The 15,484-nt window shown below is 63.0% G+C and carries 16 protein-coding genes; 9 read left to right on the top strand and 7 right to left on the bottom strand.

Annotation, left to right across the window (positions count from 1 at the left end):
• Nucleotides 1-36: 36 nt before the first annotated feature.
• Nucleotides 37-294: a BufA2 family periplasmic bufferin-type metallophore gene (gene bufA2 / locus LNV06_RS13135; protein WP_263538743.1), complete on the bottom strand. Its 258-nt coding sequence runs from the start codon at nucleotides 292-294 to the stop codon at nucleotides 37-39.
• A 241-nt stretch (nucleotides 295-535) separates the two neighbouring features.
• On the opposite strand from bufA2, the gene LNV06_RS13130 reads away from it, so the two are divergent.
• From LNV06_RS13130 to LNV06_RS13120, 3 genes are all read left to right on the top strand, one after another.
• Nucleotides 536-1,831 (top strand): MFS transporter, encoded by a 1,296-nt coding sequence (locus LNV06_RS13130; RefSeq protein WP_263538742.1) that lies wholly within the window; start codon nucleotides 536-538, stop codon nucleotides 1,829-1,831.
• Nucleotides 1,828-3,420, top strand: a complete 1,593-nt coding sequence (locus LNV06_RS13125) for a glycoside hydrolase family 10-like protein (protein WP_263538741.1) — start codon at nucleotides 1,828-1,830, stop codon at nucleotides 3,418-3,420. Before LNV06_RS13130 ends, LNV06_RS13125 begins: the two co-directional genes overlap by 4 nt.
• 219 nt (nucleotides 3,421-3,639) lie before the next feature.
• The gene (locus LNV06_RS13120; protein WP_263538740.1) at nucleotides 3,640-4,083 is read left to right on the top strand and encodes a hypothetical protein; all 444 of its coding nucleotides are present in this window, start codon (nucleotides 3,640-3,642) and stop codon (nucleotides 4,081-4,083) included.
• A gap of 18 nt (nucleotides 4,084-4,101) precedes the next feature.
• Here the strand turns inward: LNV06_RS13120 and LNV06_RS13115 are convergent, their stop codons facing one another.
• From LNV06_RS13115 to LNV06_RS13105, 3 genes are read right to left on the bottom strand one after another with little or no spacing between them, the layout of a single operon-like run.
• On the bottom strand, nucleotides 4,102-5,208 hold the full coding sequence (locus LNV06_RS13115; protein WP_263538739.1) for a DUF2332 domain-containing protein: 1,107 nt from the start codon (nucleotides 5,206-5,208) through the stop codon (nucleotides 4,102-4,104).
• Between the two features lie 4 nt (nucleotides 5,209-5,212).
• Nucleotides 5,213-5,710 carry a glutathione peroxidase gene (locus LNV06_RS13110; protein WP_263538738.1) on the bottom strand — a complete coding sequence of 166 codons (498 nt, stop codon included), beginning with the start codon at nucleotides 5,708-5,710 and terminating at the stop codon, nucleotides 5,213-5,215.
• A 28-nt stretch (nucleotides 5,711-5,738) separates the two neighbouring features.
• A complete protein-coding gene (locus tag LNV06_RS13105) occupies nucleotides 5,739-6,623 on the bottom strand; it encodes a DMT family transporter (protein ID WP_263538737.1) in 885 nt (294 codons plus the stop codon).
• A gap of 264 nt (nucleotides 6,624-6,887) precedes the next feature.
• Between LNV06_RS13105 and LNV06_RS13100 the strand changes: the two genes are divergently transcribed.
• On the top strand, nucleotides 6,888-7,829 hold the full coding sequence (locus LNV06_RS13100; protein WP_263538736.1) for a hypothetical protein: 942 nt from the start codon (nucleotides 6,888-6,890) through the stop codon (nucleotides 7,827-7,829).
• Nucleotides 7,830-7,925: 96 nt separating this feature from the next.
• Here the strand turns inward: LNV06_RS13100 and lplT are convergent, their stop codons facing one another.
• On the bottom strand, nucleotides 7,926-9,206 hold the full coding sequence (gene lplT / locus LNV06_RS13095) for a lysophospholipid transporter LplT (protein ID WP_263538735.1): 1,281 nt from the start codon (nucleotides 9,204-9,206) through the stop codon (nucleotides 7,926-7,928).
• 161 nt (nucleotides 9,207-9,367) lie between these two features.
• On the opposite strand from lplT, the gene alr reads away from it, so the two are divergent.
• Both alr and arfB read left to right on the top strand, forming a co-directional pair.
• A complete protein-coding gene (gene alr / locus LNV06_RS13090) occupies nucleotides 9,368-10,480 on the top strand; it encodes an alanine racemase (protein ID WP_263538734.1) in 1,113 nt (370 codons plus the stop codon).
• 3 nt (nucleotides 10,481-10,483) lie between these two features.
• Nucleotides 10,484-10,888 (top strand): alternative ribosome rescue aminoacyl-tRNA hydrolase ArfB, encoded by a 405-nt coding sequence (gene arfB, locus LNV06_RS13085; RefSeq protein ID WP_263538733.1) that lies wholly within the window; start codon nucleotides 10,484-10,486, stop codon nucleotides 10,886-10,888.
• A 6-nt stretch (nucleotides 10,889-10,894) separates the two neighbouring features.
• Here arfB and LNV06_RS13080 read toward each other — a convergent pair whose 3' ends face one another.
• On the bottom strand, nucleotides 10,895-11,341 hold the full coding sequence (locus LNV06_RS13080) for a carboxymuconolactone decarboxylase family protein (RefSeq protein WP_263538732.1): 447 nt from the start codon (nucleotides 11,339-11,341) through the stop codon (nucleotides 10,895-10,897).
• Complete coding sequence (locus tag LNV06_RS13075; protein WP_263538731.1) at nucleotides 11,338-11,595, bottom strand: DUF2798 domain-containing protein; 258 nt, start codon at nucleotides 11,593-11,595, stop codon at nucleotides 11,338-11,340. Before LNV06_RS13075 ends, LNV06_RS13080 begins: the two co-directional genes overlap by 4 nt.
• Before the next feature lie 98 nt (nucleotides 11,596-11,693).
• On the opposite strand from LNV06_RS13075, the gene LNV06_RS13070 reads away from it, so the two are divergent.
• The 3 genes from LNV06_RS13070 (at nucleotide 11,694) to LNV06_RS13060 (ending at nucleotide 15,484) form a co-directional block, all read left to right on the top strand.
• On the top strand, nucleotides 11,694-12,593 hold the full coding sequence (locus LNV06_RS13070; protein ID WP_263538730.1) for a LysR family transcriptional regulator: 900 nt from the start codon (nucleotides 11,694-11,696) through the stop codon (nucleotides 12,591-12,593).
• Nucleotides 12,594-12,753: 160 nt separating this feature from the next.
• Complete coding sequence (locus LNV06_RS13065) at nucleotides 12,754-13,170, top strand: PspC domain-containing protein (protein WP_263538729.1); 417 nt, start codon at nucleotides 12,754-12,756, stop codon at nucleotides 13,168-13,170.
• A 100-nt stretch (nucleotides 13,171-13,270) separates the two neighbouring features.
• On the top strand, nucleotides 13,271-15,484 hold the full coding sequence (locus LNV06_RS13060) for an ATP-binding protein (protein ID WP_263538728.1): 2,214 nt from the start codon (nucleotides 13,271-13,273) through the stop codon (nucleotides 15,482-15,484).

Here is a 15,484-nt window from a genome sequence, read left to right as displayed (position 1 = left end):
GAACCTTGCCAACCCTCCCGGGCCGCTGAGCTTTTTTTACTTCTCCACCTTGCCGCCGGCCTTGGTGCACTCGGCGGCCGTCTTGGCACTGACCCAGCCCTGGCCCTTGCAGCTGTTGTGGCCCTTGCACTCGCTCTTGGCGGTCTTGCACTCCGACGTGCCTTTGCAGCTGTTGGTGCCGCTGCACTTGACCATGCCGTCTTGCGCATGGGCCACGGTGGCGATGCCGGTGGTGGCGAACAGGGCGGCGGCTGCGGCGGCGATGCTCAGGCCGGTCTTGAAAGTTGCTTGCATGGAATGCTCCTGAAAAGGTGATGAATCGTTTGAGTTCACAGCCACGGTGTGACTGCTGCAGATCCGGCCATCTGATCGATGAACCGATAGACCCATGGACCTGCTCACTTCAGTCGCCGCCAGCACGCGCAAACTTACAAGGCCATGCAAAAAATTTTCAAGCAAGCGGCGCGCTACAGTCGCACGGCCCTCGCCGCCACTTCGGTTCCATCCGTCTTACGCTCCTAGCCACCGCCTGCGCATGTCCGACTCCTCTTCTTCCCTCAGCCGCAACCCTTGGGCCTGGGTGCCCTCGCTCTACTTTGCGCAAGGCCTGCCCTATGTGGTGGTGATGACGCTGTCGGTCATCATGTACAAGAACCTGGGGCTGTCGAATACCGATATCGCGCTCTACACCAGCTGGCTCTATCTGCCCTGGGTGATCAAGCCGCTGTGGTCGCCACTGGTCGAGCTGTTCCACACCAAGCGCGCTTGGATTTGGGCCCTGCAGTTCTTGATCGGCGCGGCCCTGGCCCTGGTGGCGCTGACCATTCCCGGCCCCAAGGCTTTTCAGATGACGCTGGCGGTGTTTTGGCTGATGGCTTTTGCCTCGGCCTCGCATGACATCGCGGCCGATGGCTTCTATTTGCTGGCCTTACCGCAGCGCAGCCAGGCGGCTTTTGTCGGCGTGCGCTCCACCTTTTATCGTTTGGCCAATATTGGCGGCCAAGGCGGCCTGGTCTATCTGGCCGGTGAACTGCAAGAACGCAGCGGCAGCGTGCAAACCGCTTGGTCCTTGGTCTTCGGGCTGATGGCCGCCGCCTTTGTCTTGCTGGGCTGCTTCCATTTGGCCCTGCTGCCACGCCCGACAGCCGATACCCCCGGCGCGGGCCGACGTGCGGCGGGCGGGCTGATGACTGAGTTCTTGCGCGTCTTCGCCGAGTTCTTCCGCAAGCCGGGCATCAGCATCAGCATCGGCTTCTTGCTGCTCTACCGTTTTCCAGAAGCGCAGTTGCTGAAACTGGCCACGCCCTTTTTGCTCGACAGCGCCGAACAAGGCGGCCTGGCCCTGAGCACCAAACAGGTGGGCATTGCTTATGGCACGGTGGGCCTGATCGCGCTGACGCTGGGCGGACTCTTGGGCGGCTGGATCATCTCGCGCGTCGGCCTCAAACGGGCGCTCTGGCCTTTGGTCTTGGCCATGCATGTGCCGAACGTCATCTTCTTGCTGCTGGCCCTGACCATGCCGGGCCATCTGGCCTTGATCAGTGCCGGCCTGGCGGTCGAGCAGTTCGGCTACGGCCTGGGCTTCACCGCCTATTTGATGTACATGATTTTGGTGGCCGATGGCCCGCACAAGACGGCGCACTACGCCATCTGCACCGGCTTCATGGCCCTGGGCATGATGGTGCCGGGTATGTGGAGCGGCTGGCTGCAGCAGCAACTGGGCTACACCCTGTTCTTCGCTTGGGTGCTCGTGGCCACGCTGCCTTCGCTGGCGATGACGGCCTTGATTCGCGTGCCGGCCGAGTTCGGCAAGAAGGAAGATCCGGCATGAGCTCGGCGCGGCGGCGTTTCTTGATCGGCAGCAGCGGCAGCCTCTTGGGGCTGGCCGCGTGCAGCAACGCCACCCAAACACTCAAGCCCAGGAGCGGCGAGCCGGGTGATTTGCTGCGACTCAAACCCGCACCTGAGTTGGCTGACTCGGCCCCACCGGCCCCCCGCGAATTCCGCGCCGCCTGGGTGGCCACCGTCGCCAATATCGACTGGCCCAGCCGCAAAGGCCTGAGCAGCGCCGCGCAGCAAGCCGAAGCCCTCGCTCTGCTGGACCAAGCGGCCGCCCTCAAGCTCAATGCCATCGTCCTGCAGGTGCGCACCAGCGCCGATGCGCTCTACACCTCGACGCTGGAGCCCTGGAGCGAATACCTGAGCGGCAAGCAGGGCCAGGCGCCGGAGCCTTTTTACGACCCGCTGAGCTTCTGGGTGGAAGAGGCGCATCGCCGTGGGCTGGAGCTGCATGCCTGGTTCAACCCCTTCCGGGCACGGCAAAGCCATGCCGCCTCGAACACCGACGCCCGCCATCTCAGCCGCAGCCAGCCGCAATGGGTGAAGCGTTACGGGGACCAGCTCTGGATCGACCCTGGCGAGCCGGCCGCAGCCGATCACACGCTGGCCGTCATTCAAGATGTACTGCAGCGCTATGACATCGATGCGGTGCACATCGACGACTACTTCTACCCCTACCCGGTGCAAGACCCGCAGAGCAAGCAGGAGCTCGACTTCCCCGATGAGCCTGCGTGGCAACGTTATGTGCAAGCCGGCGGCCTGCTCAAGCGCCACGATTGGCGGCGCCAGAACGTCGATCAATTGGTGCAGCGCATGTCTCAATTGATCCGCGCCACCAAGCCGAGCGTGCGCTTTGGCATCAGCCCTTTCGGCCTGGGCAAGCCGAGCTTGCGCCCGCCCGGCATTGCCGGCTTCAGCCAGTACGACAAGCTGTATGCCGACGTAGAGCGTTGGCTGGCCGAAGGCTGGTTGGACTATCTGGCGCCTCAGCTGTACTGGCCAATTGCGCAAAAAGCCCAAGCCTTTGAAGTGCTGCGTGACTATTGGCAGGCCCAGAACCCGCTGCAACGCCACATCTGGCCGGGCCTGTTCACCAGCAAGATCACCGACAAGCCGGACAGCTGGCCCAGTGAAGAAATCCTGAACCAGATTGCGCTGAGCCGCGAGCTGCGCCCACGCAAGCCCAGCATCGGTCATCTGCACTTCAGCATGGTGGCCTTGAAGCAGAACCGGCGCGGCATCAGCGAGGCCTTGCAGGCCGGGCCTTATGCGACGCCGGCCTTGGTGCCCGCGACGCCCTGGCTGGGTACCGGCGCTGCGCAAGCCTCAGAGGTGCTCCCCTTGGTGCAGCTGAGCCGCACCGCCTATGTCGAAAGTTATGCCTTGCAGCTTGGCAAGCCTTCTGAAGGCAAAGTCGGACTGCAACGCTATGCCGTCTGGCTGCGCTATGCCGGCTCCGGCTGGGTGTTCAGCAGCGGCAGCGAGCTCTTGATCGCTGCGCCTGAGCTGGAAGTCATGGTCGTTTCGGCACTGGACGCACTCGGCCGCGAAGGGCCGCGCGCCGCCTACACGCTGGCCTGAAGGCCATTCCTGCTCAAGACTCGGGTGCAAACCCTTAAGGTCTTTCCGCAGTTCGTCGCTGATTCCAGCTTCTCATCGCACAAAAACCGACGTTGGTCTTCTGAGGCTTGGTTCGAGCGACGGCGACTCCTATTCTGAACCCAGATCAGCACTGTTTCACGCCAAACAAAGGGAGCGGAAGCGGTTGCATCTTGGCCCGATGAACACTAGGAGTAACTCATGAACCGCACGTCTTTTTCCAAGCTCGCTATTGCCGCCCTTTTGCCCATGACTTTGAGCATGGGCGCCGCCCACGCCGAGTCACCCGTGACCATGAATCGCGTGGAAGTTGCGGGGCAATCCAACCCGGACATCGCCAAGCTGAATGTCGCCAGCGCCTGCCCCGGCATTGAGAGGGCCATGAAGGCAGCGCTCACCCCAGTCTGGAGTCGACAGGGTGAAACCGGTCTGGTCAATGTTCAGTTCCGTCTGCAAGGCGATCTTGTGAATTCCATCGCAACCCGGGGTGGCCCGGAAAGTTACCGTCAGCCCATCCTCAAAGCCATGCGCCATTTGAGCTGCTCGGACGGTAGCGGCGTTAACCAGCTCTACGCCTTTGAAGTTCAGTTCAAAGAGCCCAGCGATACAAGCGGCGCGCAAACCGTCGCCCTGCTGAGCCGCTGAGCACTCAGGCCGGCTGCGTCAAGCCAGCCACTGCAGCCAGCGTCCATGTGGGTGTGACCAGGCCAGGGCACGCTGCTGCAGCGCGCCCGACTCGGCCCACTGCAGGGTCCACAATGTCGAGGCCGTCGCACCTTCGGCGAGGTCGGGCAATTCAAGCCCGGCCGGTCGCAGCTGCGGAGCCTCAGCGCTGAGCCAAACCAGATCGCCTTGCTGCATCAAAGCGGCAAGGCGTTGGCGCATCTGAGCCAGTGCTGAAGGGTCCAGGTAATGCAAGACCCAGCTGTTGAACACAATGGGCTGCAGGCCGCTCGGCAGCTCATGCAGCCAGTCCTCCAAAGCGTCGAGGCAATCGTCCGCTTGCAGCACCCGGCGCGGCCGTTGCTGCGCCAAGGCCAGCGCTTGCTGCAAGCGCGCCGCGCGCTCTCGGTCATGCGGCCATAGACAAGCGGCCAACCAGCGCCGCGCATGCGCATCCTGAACATCAATGGCGGCGGGGTCCGCGCCAATGCGCTCGACCAAACGCCAGTCGCCCACTGACAGCGGTGGCGCCGAGCCCAGCCATTGGCATTCAATCAAGGGGCGCTGCGCTGCGGCGAGCGCGCCCGCTTCAAAGCAGCCCTTGGCCCTCAGGTAGCGGTAGCGATAGTCATCCACGCCCAAGTTCAATCCGGCACTGCTGCCAAAGTCAAACAAGGCCAACTCCGGCTTGCCGGTGCTCGCGGCGATGTGTTGCAGCGCCGGCCACAGCACCGCGCAGCGCCCGATCTCATTGGTTTGCGTGCTGCGCGTGCGCAAATGCGCCACCAAGCTCACGCGCTCGCGGCGGGCGAAGTCCAAGAGCACAGCGGGCAGTTCGGCATCCGGCATGCGCTGGCCGCCCACGCTGGGGTAGTAAGAAGCCAAAGGATGCGCGACCCCGGCCAAGACGCGCTCATGCAGCGCTGCCAACAAGAGATTGGGGTGGGCCTGCGTCTTGGGCGCTTCGGCCAACAGCGCCAGCATCTCCGGTGAGTCGGCCACGGCCAAGCACAGCGCCACATAGAGGGGATCCTGCGTGCACTCGACGGCTGCAAAGTGCCGGAAGCGAGCCGCCAAATCGGCAAGCGCGGCAGCGGTCGGAATCACCGGCTCAGGCCGCCGCTGCCTTCAAGGCTGCCTCGATATCTCCGCGCAGCTTCTGCGGTTCATCATTGGGCGCATAACGCTTGATCACCTGGCCATCGCGTCCGACCAGAAACTTGGTGAAGTTCCATTTGATGCCCTGGGTGCCCAAGATGCCGGGCGCTTCGCCCTTCAGCCATTGCCACAAGGGATGCGCCTCGGCGCCATTGACCTGCACCTTGGCCATCATCGGGAAGCTGACGCCGTAGTTCAGCTCACAAAAAGAGGAGATCTCTTCGTTGCTGCCCGGATCTTGTCCGCCGAACTCATTGCTGGGAAAGCCCACCACCACCAAGCCCTGCTCGGCATAGTCTTTCCACAGCTGCTCCAGGCCCTTGAACTGCGGGGTGAAGCCGCAGGCGCTGGCGGTATTGACGATCAGCAAGACCTTGCCTCGCTGGCTGGCCAGGTCGGCCGGCTGGCCCTGGATGGACACCGCTTGAAAGTCATACACGCTCTTCGCCATATCGGATGCTCCTGGTGATCGTTTGAAATCAGCTTTCGATAGTAGCGGCGCTAGCGTTTTTGTGCCGCTCCAGGGTTGCCAGCAGCGCTGCAGCCAAGATGCAGGCCCCGCCCACGCCGGTTTTCAGATCCAAATGCCCGCCGCCCAGCCAGATCGCGGAGATGGCCGCCACCGGCACCTCGGTCAACATGACGATGGCCGTCACATTGGCCGGCAAACGGCCGGCGCCATATTGCAGGGACAAATTCGACAAGAAGAACAGCACCGCCATGCCGACCAGGGGCAGCAACCAGATCGGTCCGGGCAGGCTGGGCCAGCTCACCAAGCCAGCACCTGCCATCAAGCTGGCCGACAGCCCGGCCACCAACACGCCGCCGCTGAACATGGCCAGGGCTCGCGCATGCGCGCCGCGATGGGCCTCGCGGCGCAACATCACATTGTTCAAGGCAAAGGTAAAACCGCCCAAAAGGCCCAAGCCGTCAGCCAGGCTGGACGGCCAAGGCAGGCCACCGCCCTCGGGCGCCAACACAAAAGCCGCGCCGCCCAAGGCCAGGGCCATGCGCAAGCCGGCCAAGGCGGTCAGCCGCTCGCCCAGGATCAGGCGCGCCAACAGCACCGCCCACAAAGGCATCAGATAGAACAGCAAGACCACGCGCACCACATCACCGAGGGCCACGCCCCAGTTGAAAGCAGTATTGGTGACGCCGGCCGCCAGCATGATCATCCACAGCGTTGGCGTGCTCAGAAACTCACGCCAAGCGCGCCATTGACTCAGGCTGATCACCAGCAAGGACAGGATGTAGAGCGTGACCGTGGTCCACAAAGGGTGCAGACCCGCCTCTGAAAACTGCCGAAACGGCCACCAAGACAGCCCCCAAACCAGGGCGTTGAACATCAGAGCAAGAACAGGCATGGGGAGGTGGACTGGAGAGGAACAGGCGGCTGGGTCGCCTTGGGTTGGTCGCTAGCAACACCTGACCCCAAAAAGACGCTGACAAAGAGTGCTGGGCCGGCCAACAATGCCCAGGGTTTATAGCATGGTGAAAACTGCCGAGTCGGGCATTGGCGTCGCACTTTTGAGATAGGCTTGCGCGGCGCGTCAAATGCAGTTCCTCAGCGCGCTTTCGCATGGCTTCCGCAACGCTTGTCGCTTTTTGCAAAAAAGGGAGAGTCTCTCTTGGATCATCTGGCCTGCTTCACCCCGGGGGACCTGGCGTCCGCGTCGGCACCTGACCTGAGCAACTTCCGCTGGCGTCTGCTGGCGCAAGGGGATTCCTGGTTTTCAACGGCAGCCGCGAAACTGAATGCGCATGCCAATCTGCTGCAAGAAATGGTTTTCAAGCAGCCCGTTTGCGCCATCAATTGCGCCGGCTCGGGCGAAGCGCTCAGCCATATGGTGGATTTGGAGTCGGCCCCCGACTTCGTGCGCCTGCTCAGCAGCGACGATGCGCCGACCTGGGACGGCGTGCTGCTGTCGGTCGGCGGCAATGACCTGATCGCGGCCGCGCAAACCCCGGCACACACCGCCGACGGCCAAGACGTGCCTTTGCACCTGCGCTTGCTGCGCCGCCAAACCGAGTGGGGCCCACCGTCTGCCGGCGTGGCCCGCTATTTTTCCGAGCCCGGCTGGGCCACTTACAGCGACTATCTGCGCACCAATGTTCGGCACCTGCTGACGCTGCGCGACCAGGGGCCTTCGGCCGGCAAGCCGGTCTTCATGCATTGCTACGCCGTGCCGATGCCGCGGCCCGCCGGTGCCGAGGATGCCGGTTTGGGTGCTTCCGGCCCCTGGCTCTACCCGGCGCTGAAGGCTTGTGCCCTGCCCGCGGCCGATTGGGCGGCCGTCAGCCGACTGATGGTCTTCCACCTGGCCTTGCTGCTCAAGAGCATGGCAGCCGACAAAGAGCAGTTCCCCGGCCTGCATGTCTTCGACTCCACGGCCGTGCCCTTGGCTCCGGCCACCCCAGGCTCCAGCGGCAGCAGCGGCGACTGGCACAACGAGATCCACCTGAACCACAGCGGCTGCTTCAAGATCGCACGCGCTTGGTCAGAGAACATCGAAGACGTGCTGAACGGCGTCAAACATGTGGAACCGAGCAACGGCCGTCGCAAAGGCTGAACCCGGCCAACATGGGCATTAAAAAAACGGCGGGAGGCTTGGCTGGCCTCCCGCCGTTTTCTATTGAAGGAATTGATTTCGCTTCAGAGGCTCGTTTCAGTGGCACTCGTCGCAGCGTGCCAGTGCTTCCAGCCGCGCCACCTCAGCACCATGGTGCTTCAAATTGCTTTGGTGCCAGCGGTAGACCCTGTACATGGTCAGCGCCACGATCATGCCGAAGATGCCGATGGCGGTGAAGGTGGACAGGCCCAGCTTGGCCATGCCGGTGTAGAGCGCGCCCAGGCCCAAGATGCAGGCCTGCTCATTGAAGTTCTGCACCGCGATCGAGCGCCCGGCACCCATCAGGTTATGGCCGCGATGCTGCAGCAAGGCATTCATCGGCACCACCAAGAAGCCACCAATCAGGCCCAACACCACCAAGAAGGGCACGGCCAACCAAACATTGGTGACCAAATTCAGGCCCGTCACCAAGATGCCGATGCCAATGCCCAGAGGAATGACCTTGGTGGCTGCGTCCAGACGCATGACCGATGCGGCGATCACCGCGCCAGCGACGGTGCCAATCGCCACCACGCCGGCCAGATTTGAGGCCTGTGTGGTCGTGTAACCCAGCGCCACGGCCGCCCAGGGGAAGACGATGATGCGCATATTGCCGGACACACCCCAGAACAAGGTGGTGGTGGCCAAGGAGATTTGGCCCAGCTTGTCTTTCCACAGCCGTGAATTGCAGTCGGCAAAATCGCGCACCAGTCCGACCAAGCCATGACCCAGCGGCTGCAGCGGCGCTTCGGTGCGCGGGATGTAAAGATTGAAAACCGCCGCAATGATGTACAGGAAAACGATGCTGGCGATGGCCGCCTCGGGCGGGGTGTCGATACCGGTGTCAATAAAGGGCAGTTCCAGACCCAGCAGTGCTGGCGCCAGATGCGGCCCCACCAACTGGCCGCCGAGCAAGATGCCCAAGACGACGGAGGCAATCGTCAAACCTTCCATCCAACCATTGGCCTTGACCAATTGCGAGGGCGGCAAGAGCTCGGTCAAGATGCCGTACTTGGCCGGCGAATAGGCCGCGGCGCCCAAGCCAACGATGGCATAAGACAAGAGCGGATGGGTGCCGAACAGCATCATCAAGCAACCGGCAATCTTGATCAGGTTCGAATAGAACATGACCTTGCCCTTGGGCACAGCGTCGGCAAAAGCGCCGACAAAGGGCGCCAACACCACGTAAAACAACGCAAACATCGGCCCCAAGGCGGGAATCTGCCAGGCCGGCGAGCCGGTGCTCTTGAGCAGTTCGATCGCTCCGACCAGCAAAGCCTGATCAGCCAGCGAGCTGAAGAACTGCGCTGACATGATGGTGGAAAAGCCTTTTTTCATGAACCCAATCGATACTGCGAGAGATTCGCGCCGGCACCCATGCGGGGGCTGCTGGAGACCGGGCTCACAACAAGCGCTGCGCCGGGTTTATAGCATGCAGGGCTTGCGCGGGCCTGGCCGAAGTCATGCCAGTGTCCCGAGGCAGTGCCACAATTCGCCCCATGCCACGTCCTATTGAAGCCCTGATCCACGTCCCTAATCTGGCCCATAACCTGGCCCGCGCGCGCGCTTGCGCCCCGGACGCGCAGGTCTGGGCCGTCGTCAAGGCCAATGCCTATGGCCATGGGATTGAGAATGTTTACGAAGGCCTGCGCGCGGCCGATGGCTTTGCGCTGCTGGACCTGGATGAAGCGCAACGCATCCGTGCGCTCGGTTGGCGCGGCCCTATTCTGCTGCTGGAAGGCTGCTTCGAAACCCGCGACCTGGAGCTGTGCTCGCGGCTGAAGCTCTGGCATGCCGTGCATTGCGAGCAGCAGATCGACTGGTTGGCCATGCACAAGACGCACGAGCCACACCGCGTCTTCCTCAAGTTGAACAGCGGCATGAACCGGCTCGGCTTTGCGCCGCAAGCCTTCCGCGCCGCCTGGACCCGGCTGAACGCCCTGCCCCAGGTCGACGAAATCTCGCTGATGACGCATTTCTCGGACGCCGATGCCTTGCGCTTCGGCAAAGACGGCATCCAGCACCAACTCGACATCTTCAAGCAGGTCTGCGCCGACCTGCCGGGCGAACGCACCGTCTCCAACAGCGCCGCCACCCTGCGCCACACCGCGCGCGTGGCCAGCGACTGGGTGCGTGCCGGCATCATGACTTACGGCGGCGTACCCGACTACCCGGAACATGGCCCCGAGCATTGGGACCTGCGACCCGGCATGACGCTGCGCTCCAAGATCATTGGCGTGCAGCATCTGCAGCCTGGCGACACCGTGGGCTACGGCAGCAGTTTCACCGCCAGCCAGGCCATGCGAATCGGCATCGTCGCCTGCGGTTATGCCGACGGCTACCCACGCCATGTGCCCAGTGGCTCACCGATCTTGGTCGACGGCCAGCGCACCACCACCGTCGGACGGGTGTCCATGGATATGTTGGCCGTCGATTTGACCGCCCTGCCCGCCAGCGCCAGCTTTGACAGCGAAGTCACGCTCTGGGGCCGCGGCCCCAAGGCTCAGGTTTTGCCCATCGACGAAGTGGCCAAGGCCGCCGGCACCATCGGCTATGAGCTGATGTGCGCGCTGGCCAAGCGGGTGCCGGTGACCATCGAGCCCATGGTCTGAGCGGTGAACCTGCACTGGGCCCCGGCCGACTGGGAGTTGGACTTCAGCTTCATCCGCGCCAGCGGCCCGGGCGGCCAAAACGTCAACAAGGTCTCCAGCGCGGTGCATCTGCGCTTTGACATCCGCCGCTCGACACTGCCGCCGGTCATCAAAGAGCGCCTGCTCGCTCTGTCCGATCAACGCCTCACCCTAGACGGCGTGATCGTCATCAAGGCGCAAGAGTCACGCAGCCAAGAGCAAAACCGCGCCGACGCGGTCGCGCGCCTGGTCGACTTGGTGCAAAGCGTGGCCCACACGCCCAAGGCTCGCCGGGCGACCAAGCCAAGCTGGGGCTCCCAGCAGCGCCGCCTCGAAGGCAAGAGCCTGCGCAGCGGCATCAAGGCCGGGCGCGCCAAGACGGTGTTCTGATCAAACTCAGTGCCGCATGGCAATCGCCACCCGGTTGAGCGCATTCATCGTGGCCACGGCCAGAGTCAGATCGGAGATGGCCTGTGCATCAAAGTGCGCCTGCATGGATTCGAAGTCCGCATCGCTGGCCTGCGCGGTGGCGATATCGGTCAAAGATTCGGCCCAGCGCAGCGCTGCCCTTTCAGCCGCGCTGAACCGTGCACTGGCCTTCCAACCCGCCAGTGCATCCAGGCGTTCCTGGCTTTCACCCCGCGCTCGCAAGGCTTTGCTGTGCATTTCAAGGCAAAAGGCGCAGCCATTGATTTGCGAAACCCGCAGGTACAGCAACTCGATCAGACTCAGCCCGACGGCGCTCTGAGCCAGCGCCTTTTTGGCCTCGCGCAGGCCTTGCAGGGCCGCGCTCGAAAGCTCGGCATATGGCAGGCGCAAGCGGGTTTGCACATTTGCACTCATGGCCGTGGCTCCTGCCTTGCGGCCGAAGACCATGCGGCCAACAGGCGCTGACTGAGGCGCTGCACGCTGGGGGCGGTGGCCAGCACGATCACACAAGCGGCCGGCCAAGCCAGCACAAAAGCATGCACCCAACGGGCCAGGAACTGCTCGCCAAAGCCCAGATTCACCCAAGTGACCCAGCCGGTCATCAGCAAAGACATTTCCAAAGACATCAGCAAGGCGAAAACCAAGCGAGAGCGGGTGGCGGCAGACATCGAATACTCCTGAATCTCAAACAGGGCTCTAGGCTAATCAATGTCTGAAATAGAAACTACACTCAAAATCCAAATCTTAAATTTCAAATTTAACTCACATGCTGGACGATCTGGCCCTGTTCGTGGCGATTGTTGAGGCCGGCAGCTTGCGCGCCGCGGCCCTCGGCGCCGGTCTGCCTGCGGCCAAAGTGACGCGCCGCCTGCAGGCGCTCGAGGCCTCGCTGGGTTGCCGGCTGCTGCACCGCAGCGCCCGCCGCCTGCTACCCACGCCCGAGGGACTGCAGTACTACGAACAATGCCGACCTCTGCTGCAGGCCTTGCAGCAAACCACCCAATCGCTGGACGCCAATCTGAATCAGCTGCGCGGCACGGTCCGGGTCTTGGCACCCATCAATCTGGCCAATGGACCGCTGCGGGAGATGTGGAGCCAGTTTCTGCTGCGCCACCCCGAGATCCACCTTGAATTGCAACTGAGCAATCTGACCGAAGACCTGCTCGGCAACGCCGCCGATCTGGCGATTCGGGCCGGCACACTGAATGACTCGTCCTTCGGCCAGCGGCGGCTGGGGGCGGTACAAAACGTCTTGGTCGCCGCACCCAACTACTTGGCACAAAAGCCGGCACTCAAAAGCCCGGATGACTTCGGCCAGCACGCCTTCATCATCAACGAACCCGTGACCCAGTGGCGCCTCACCCATCGCAGCAGCGGCGCGGAGGTGAAGTTCGTGCCGCCAGGGCACTTTCGCGTCAACGAGACCCAGTTGGCCGTCCACATGGCTTGCAGCGGCATTGGCCTGATCTACTGCCCGCTGACCCAGGTGGCGGCCGAGTTGCAGGCCGGGCGCCTGGTCGAGGCCTTGCCGGAATGGGCAGGTGAGCTGCGCGTCATCAGCGCTGTCTGGCCGCACAGCCGCAGCATGCCCGCGCGGGTGCGAGCCTTGCTGGACCATTTGATTGCCTGCACTGCGGCTCACCCACTCTTGAATGCTCAGGACTGAGCCTCTCGCCACCCGAGCCAAAGCACTCGGGAATACCCTTGATTTTGCCGACCATACGGCGCCCGCTGCAGTTCATCGCATCATGCTGGTTGCGTGCGCCGGTGCTGGGCAGACTTGCTCGCAAGACAGATCCATTTCCCCTGTCGGCAAGGAGCCTCTCATGTCACTCAGCAACGAATTCGAACGCCTGTCCGACTTGCACCAGCGCGGTCATCTCACCGACGAGGAATTCAGCCGCGCCAAGGCACGTTTGCTCGGGCAAGCCGAGGCTGAAGCTCAGCGCGCAAAGGCCAGCAAGAGTGGCAGCACGGCGCAACAGCCCGCCCAGGCTGGCCTGGGTGGTGCCATCAATGGCTTGCAACGCAGCCGCGAAGACCGCTGGCTGGGCGGTGTCTGCGGCGGCCTGAGCCAGATCAGCGGCTTGGCCTCCTGGATCTGGCGCCTGATTTTTGTGCTGATGTTGCCCTGCCATGCGATCAGCCTGGTGGTCTATCTCTTGCTCTGGGCCTTGGTGCCCGAGCGGCCGGCTCCGTTGCCGGCGCTGGAGTGGAACGGCAGCAGCCACACCGAGCGTTAAGCGTGACCACCTCACGGGTTTGACACAAGGTTTCCGGGGTTAGCATGCTCAGTGGGAGCATGCGCTCCTTAGCCCCGGCAACCTTGACCGAATCCGCTGCATGAAATCATGGCTCAGCGCCTTTCGTAAACAGTCGCTCTCACGCCAGTTGCTCACCCAGTTGAGCGCTCTGGTTGTTTTGATGCTTTTGTCATTGGCCGGGATTGCCTACGTCTTGATTGCGCGGCTGGCCGACCAAACAGTGCCGCCCATCATGCAGCGCAGCGTGGCTTTGCAGGCGGCTGAACAAGGGCGCAGCTTTTTGCAGGCCCAAGACAGCGTCAAGCGACTGTCCCAAGAATGGCTGCATCGCATCGAATTGCCGAGCGATGCCGAGGTCGAACGGCGTTTCAAAGACTTGTTTGAACGCCAGGCCGATGGCCTGTGGCGCGTCAAGCCCGAACACATCGACACGCGACGCGCCCCCACCTTCTACCTCCAACATGGCGCGACCGGCCCCGACGCTTCCGTGCGCCGGCGCGCCGTGGTGAGTTACCAATTGCTGGCTGAACAAGGCCCGGCCCTGGTGCCGCCCTATTTCTCGGCCTACACGGATTTTGTCGAGAAAGGGCTGATGGTTTTCTCACCCGGCATTGACTGGGGCAAGGGGGCGACCCCGGCGACGGACAACTTCAACTACCCAACGATGACCGGCTCAGATCCGGCAGCCAATCCGTCGCGTCAGGTGTTTTGGACGCCGGTCTACTTCGACGACGAAGCCAAGGCCTGGATGGTGTCGGTGATCCAACCCTTGGACTGGCGGGGCCGCTGGATGGGCACCCTGGGGCACGACATCACCATCGACGGCTTGCTCAAGCAAATCGCCGAAACCCAAGTGCCCTTGGACGGCGTTTCCATGATCGTCAGCCGCGACGGCCATTTGATCGCGCACCCCGAATTGCGCGAACGCATTGCCGCGGCTCAGGGCCAGTTGTCCCTGAAAGAGCTGAAGGACCCGCTGCTGAATTCCGTGTATGCGCTGATCAGCCAGGCCGACTCAGGCACCTACAGCGCGCGCACGCCAGACGGCCGATATCGCCTGGTCTGGGCCCCCATAGCCGGCCCGGATTGGTGGTCGGTGCAGGTATTGCCGCAATCGGCGGTCGACGCCTTGCTTGAGCAGTTGGTCGGCATCATGTTGGCGCTGGGCGGCGGCACGCTGTTCTTGACCTTGTGGCTCTTGCGCGGCGTAATCCGCCGGCGCCTGCAGCAGCCCTTGAATGCCGTCACGGTTTCGACCGAGGCCTTGGCCGCGCGGGTGCTGCGCGGTGAGGAGCCCGAAGCGCTGCCGCCGCAATCCTCGCGCGACCTGCACCGCTTGAATCAAGCGTTTGACACCATGGCGGCTGAATTGGCTGCACACCGTCGCCAAGAACAGGCGGCGCTGCTGGCCTTGGAGGGAGAGGTGTCCGAGCGCCGGCAAGCCGAAGAAGAGGTCCGGCTGCTCAACCTCTCACTCGAGGCCCGCGTTCGCGAACGCAGCTTGGCCCTGCAACAAGCCCAAGAAGAATTGGTGCAGCGCGAAACGCTGGCGGGTCTGGGCTCGCTGGTGGCGGGTGTGTCGCATGAGTTGAACACGCCGATTGGCAACGCCTTGATGGCCGTGGACACGGCGACCGGCGCCGTGAGCCAAGCCCGTGTGATGTTGGAATGCGCGACGGTTCGCCGCAGCGACCTGTCTTCAGCCTTGGATCTGGCCCAGAAGTCGCTGGATTTGGCGCTGGGCAATGTGCGACGCAGCGCGGTCTTGGTGCAGGACTTCAAACAGGTGGCGATGGACCGATCCAGCCTGCAACGCCGATCTTTTGGACTCAAACAGGTCACCGAAGAAGTGGTGCACCTGCTGCACTTTGCCCTGAAGGCCGAGCAACATGAGGTGCTGATCGACCTGCCGGAAGACCTCAGCCTGGACAGCTACCCCGGCCCCTTCGGTCAGATTTTGACCAATCTGGTTCAGAACGCCGCGATTCACGGCTTTGAAGGTCGGCAGGCGGGCCGCATCGAAATTCGTTTGCAAGAGGCCACGACCGAGCAGGTGGTGATCACCATCAGCGACAACGGCCAAGGCATCCCTCCTGAACATCTGGATCAGGTATTCAAACCCTTCTTCACCACCCGCTTTGGCAAAGGCGGTAGCGGCCTGGGCTTGCATCTGGTCTACAACATGGTGCGCAATGTGCTGGGCGGCGAAATTGACTTGCGCAGCACACTGGGTGAGGGCACCACTTTCACGCTGACCCTGCCCCGCACAGCGCCCAAGGACGCCAGCGCTTGA

Source organism: Paucibacter sp. Y2R2-4, assembly GCF_025717535.1.
Taxonomy (GTDB): Bacteria; Pseudomonadota; Gammaproteobacteria; order Burkholderiales; family Burkholderiaceae_C; genus Paucibacter_A.
This window is presented reverse-complemented; position numbering and strand designations above follow the sequence as displayed.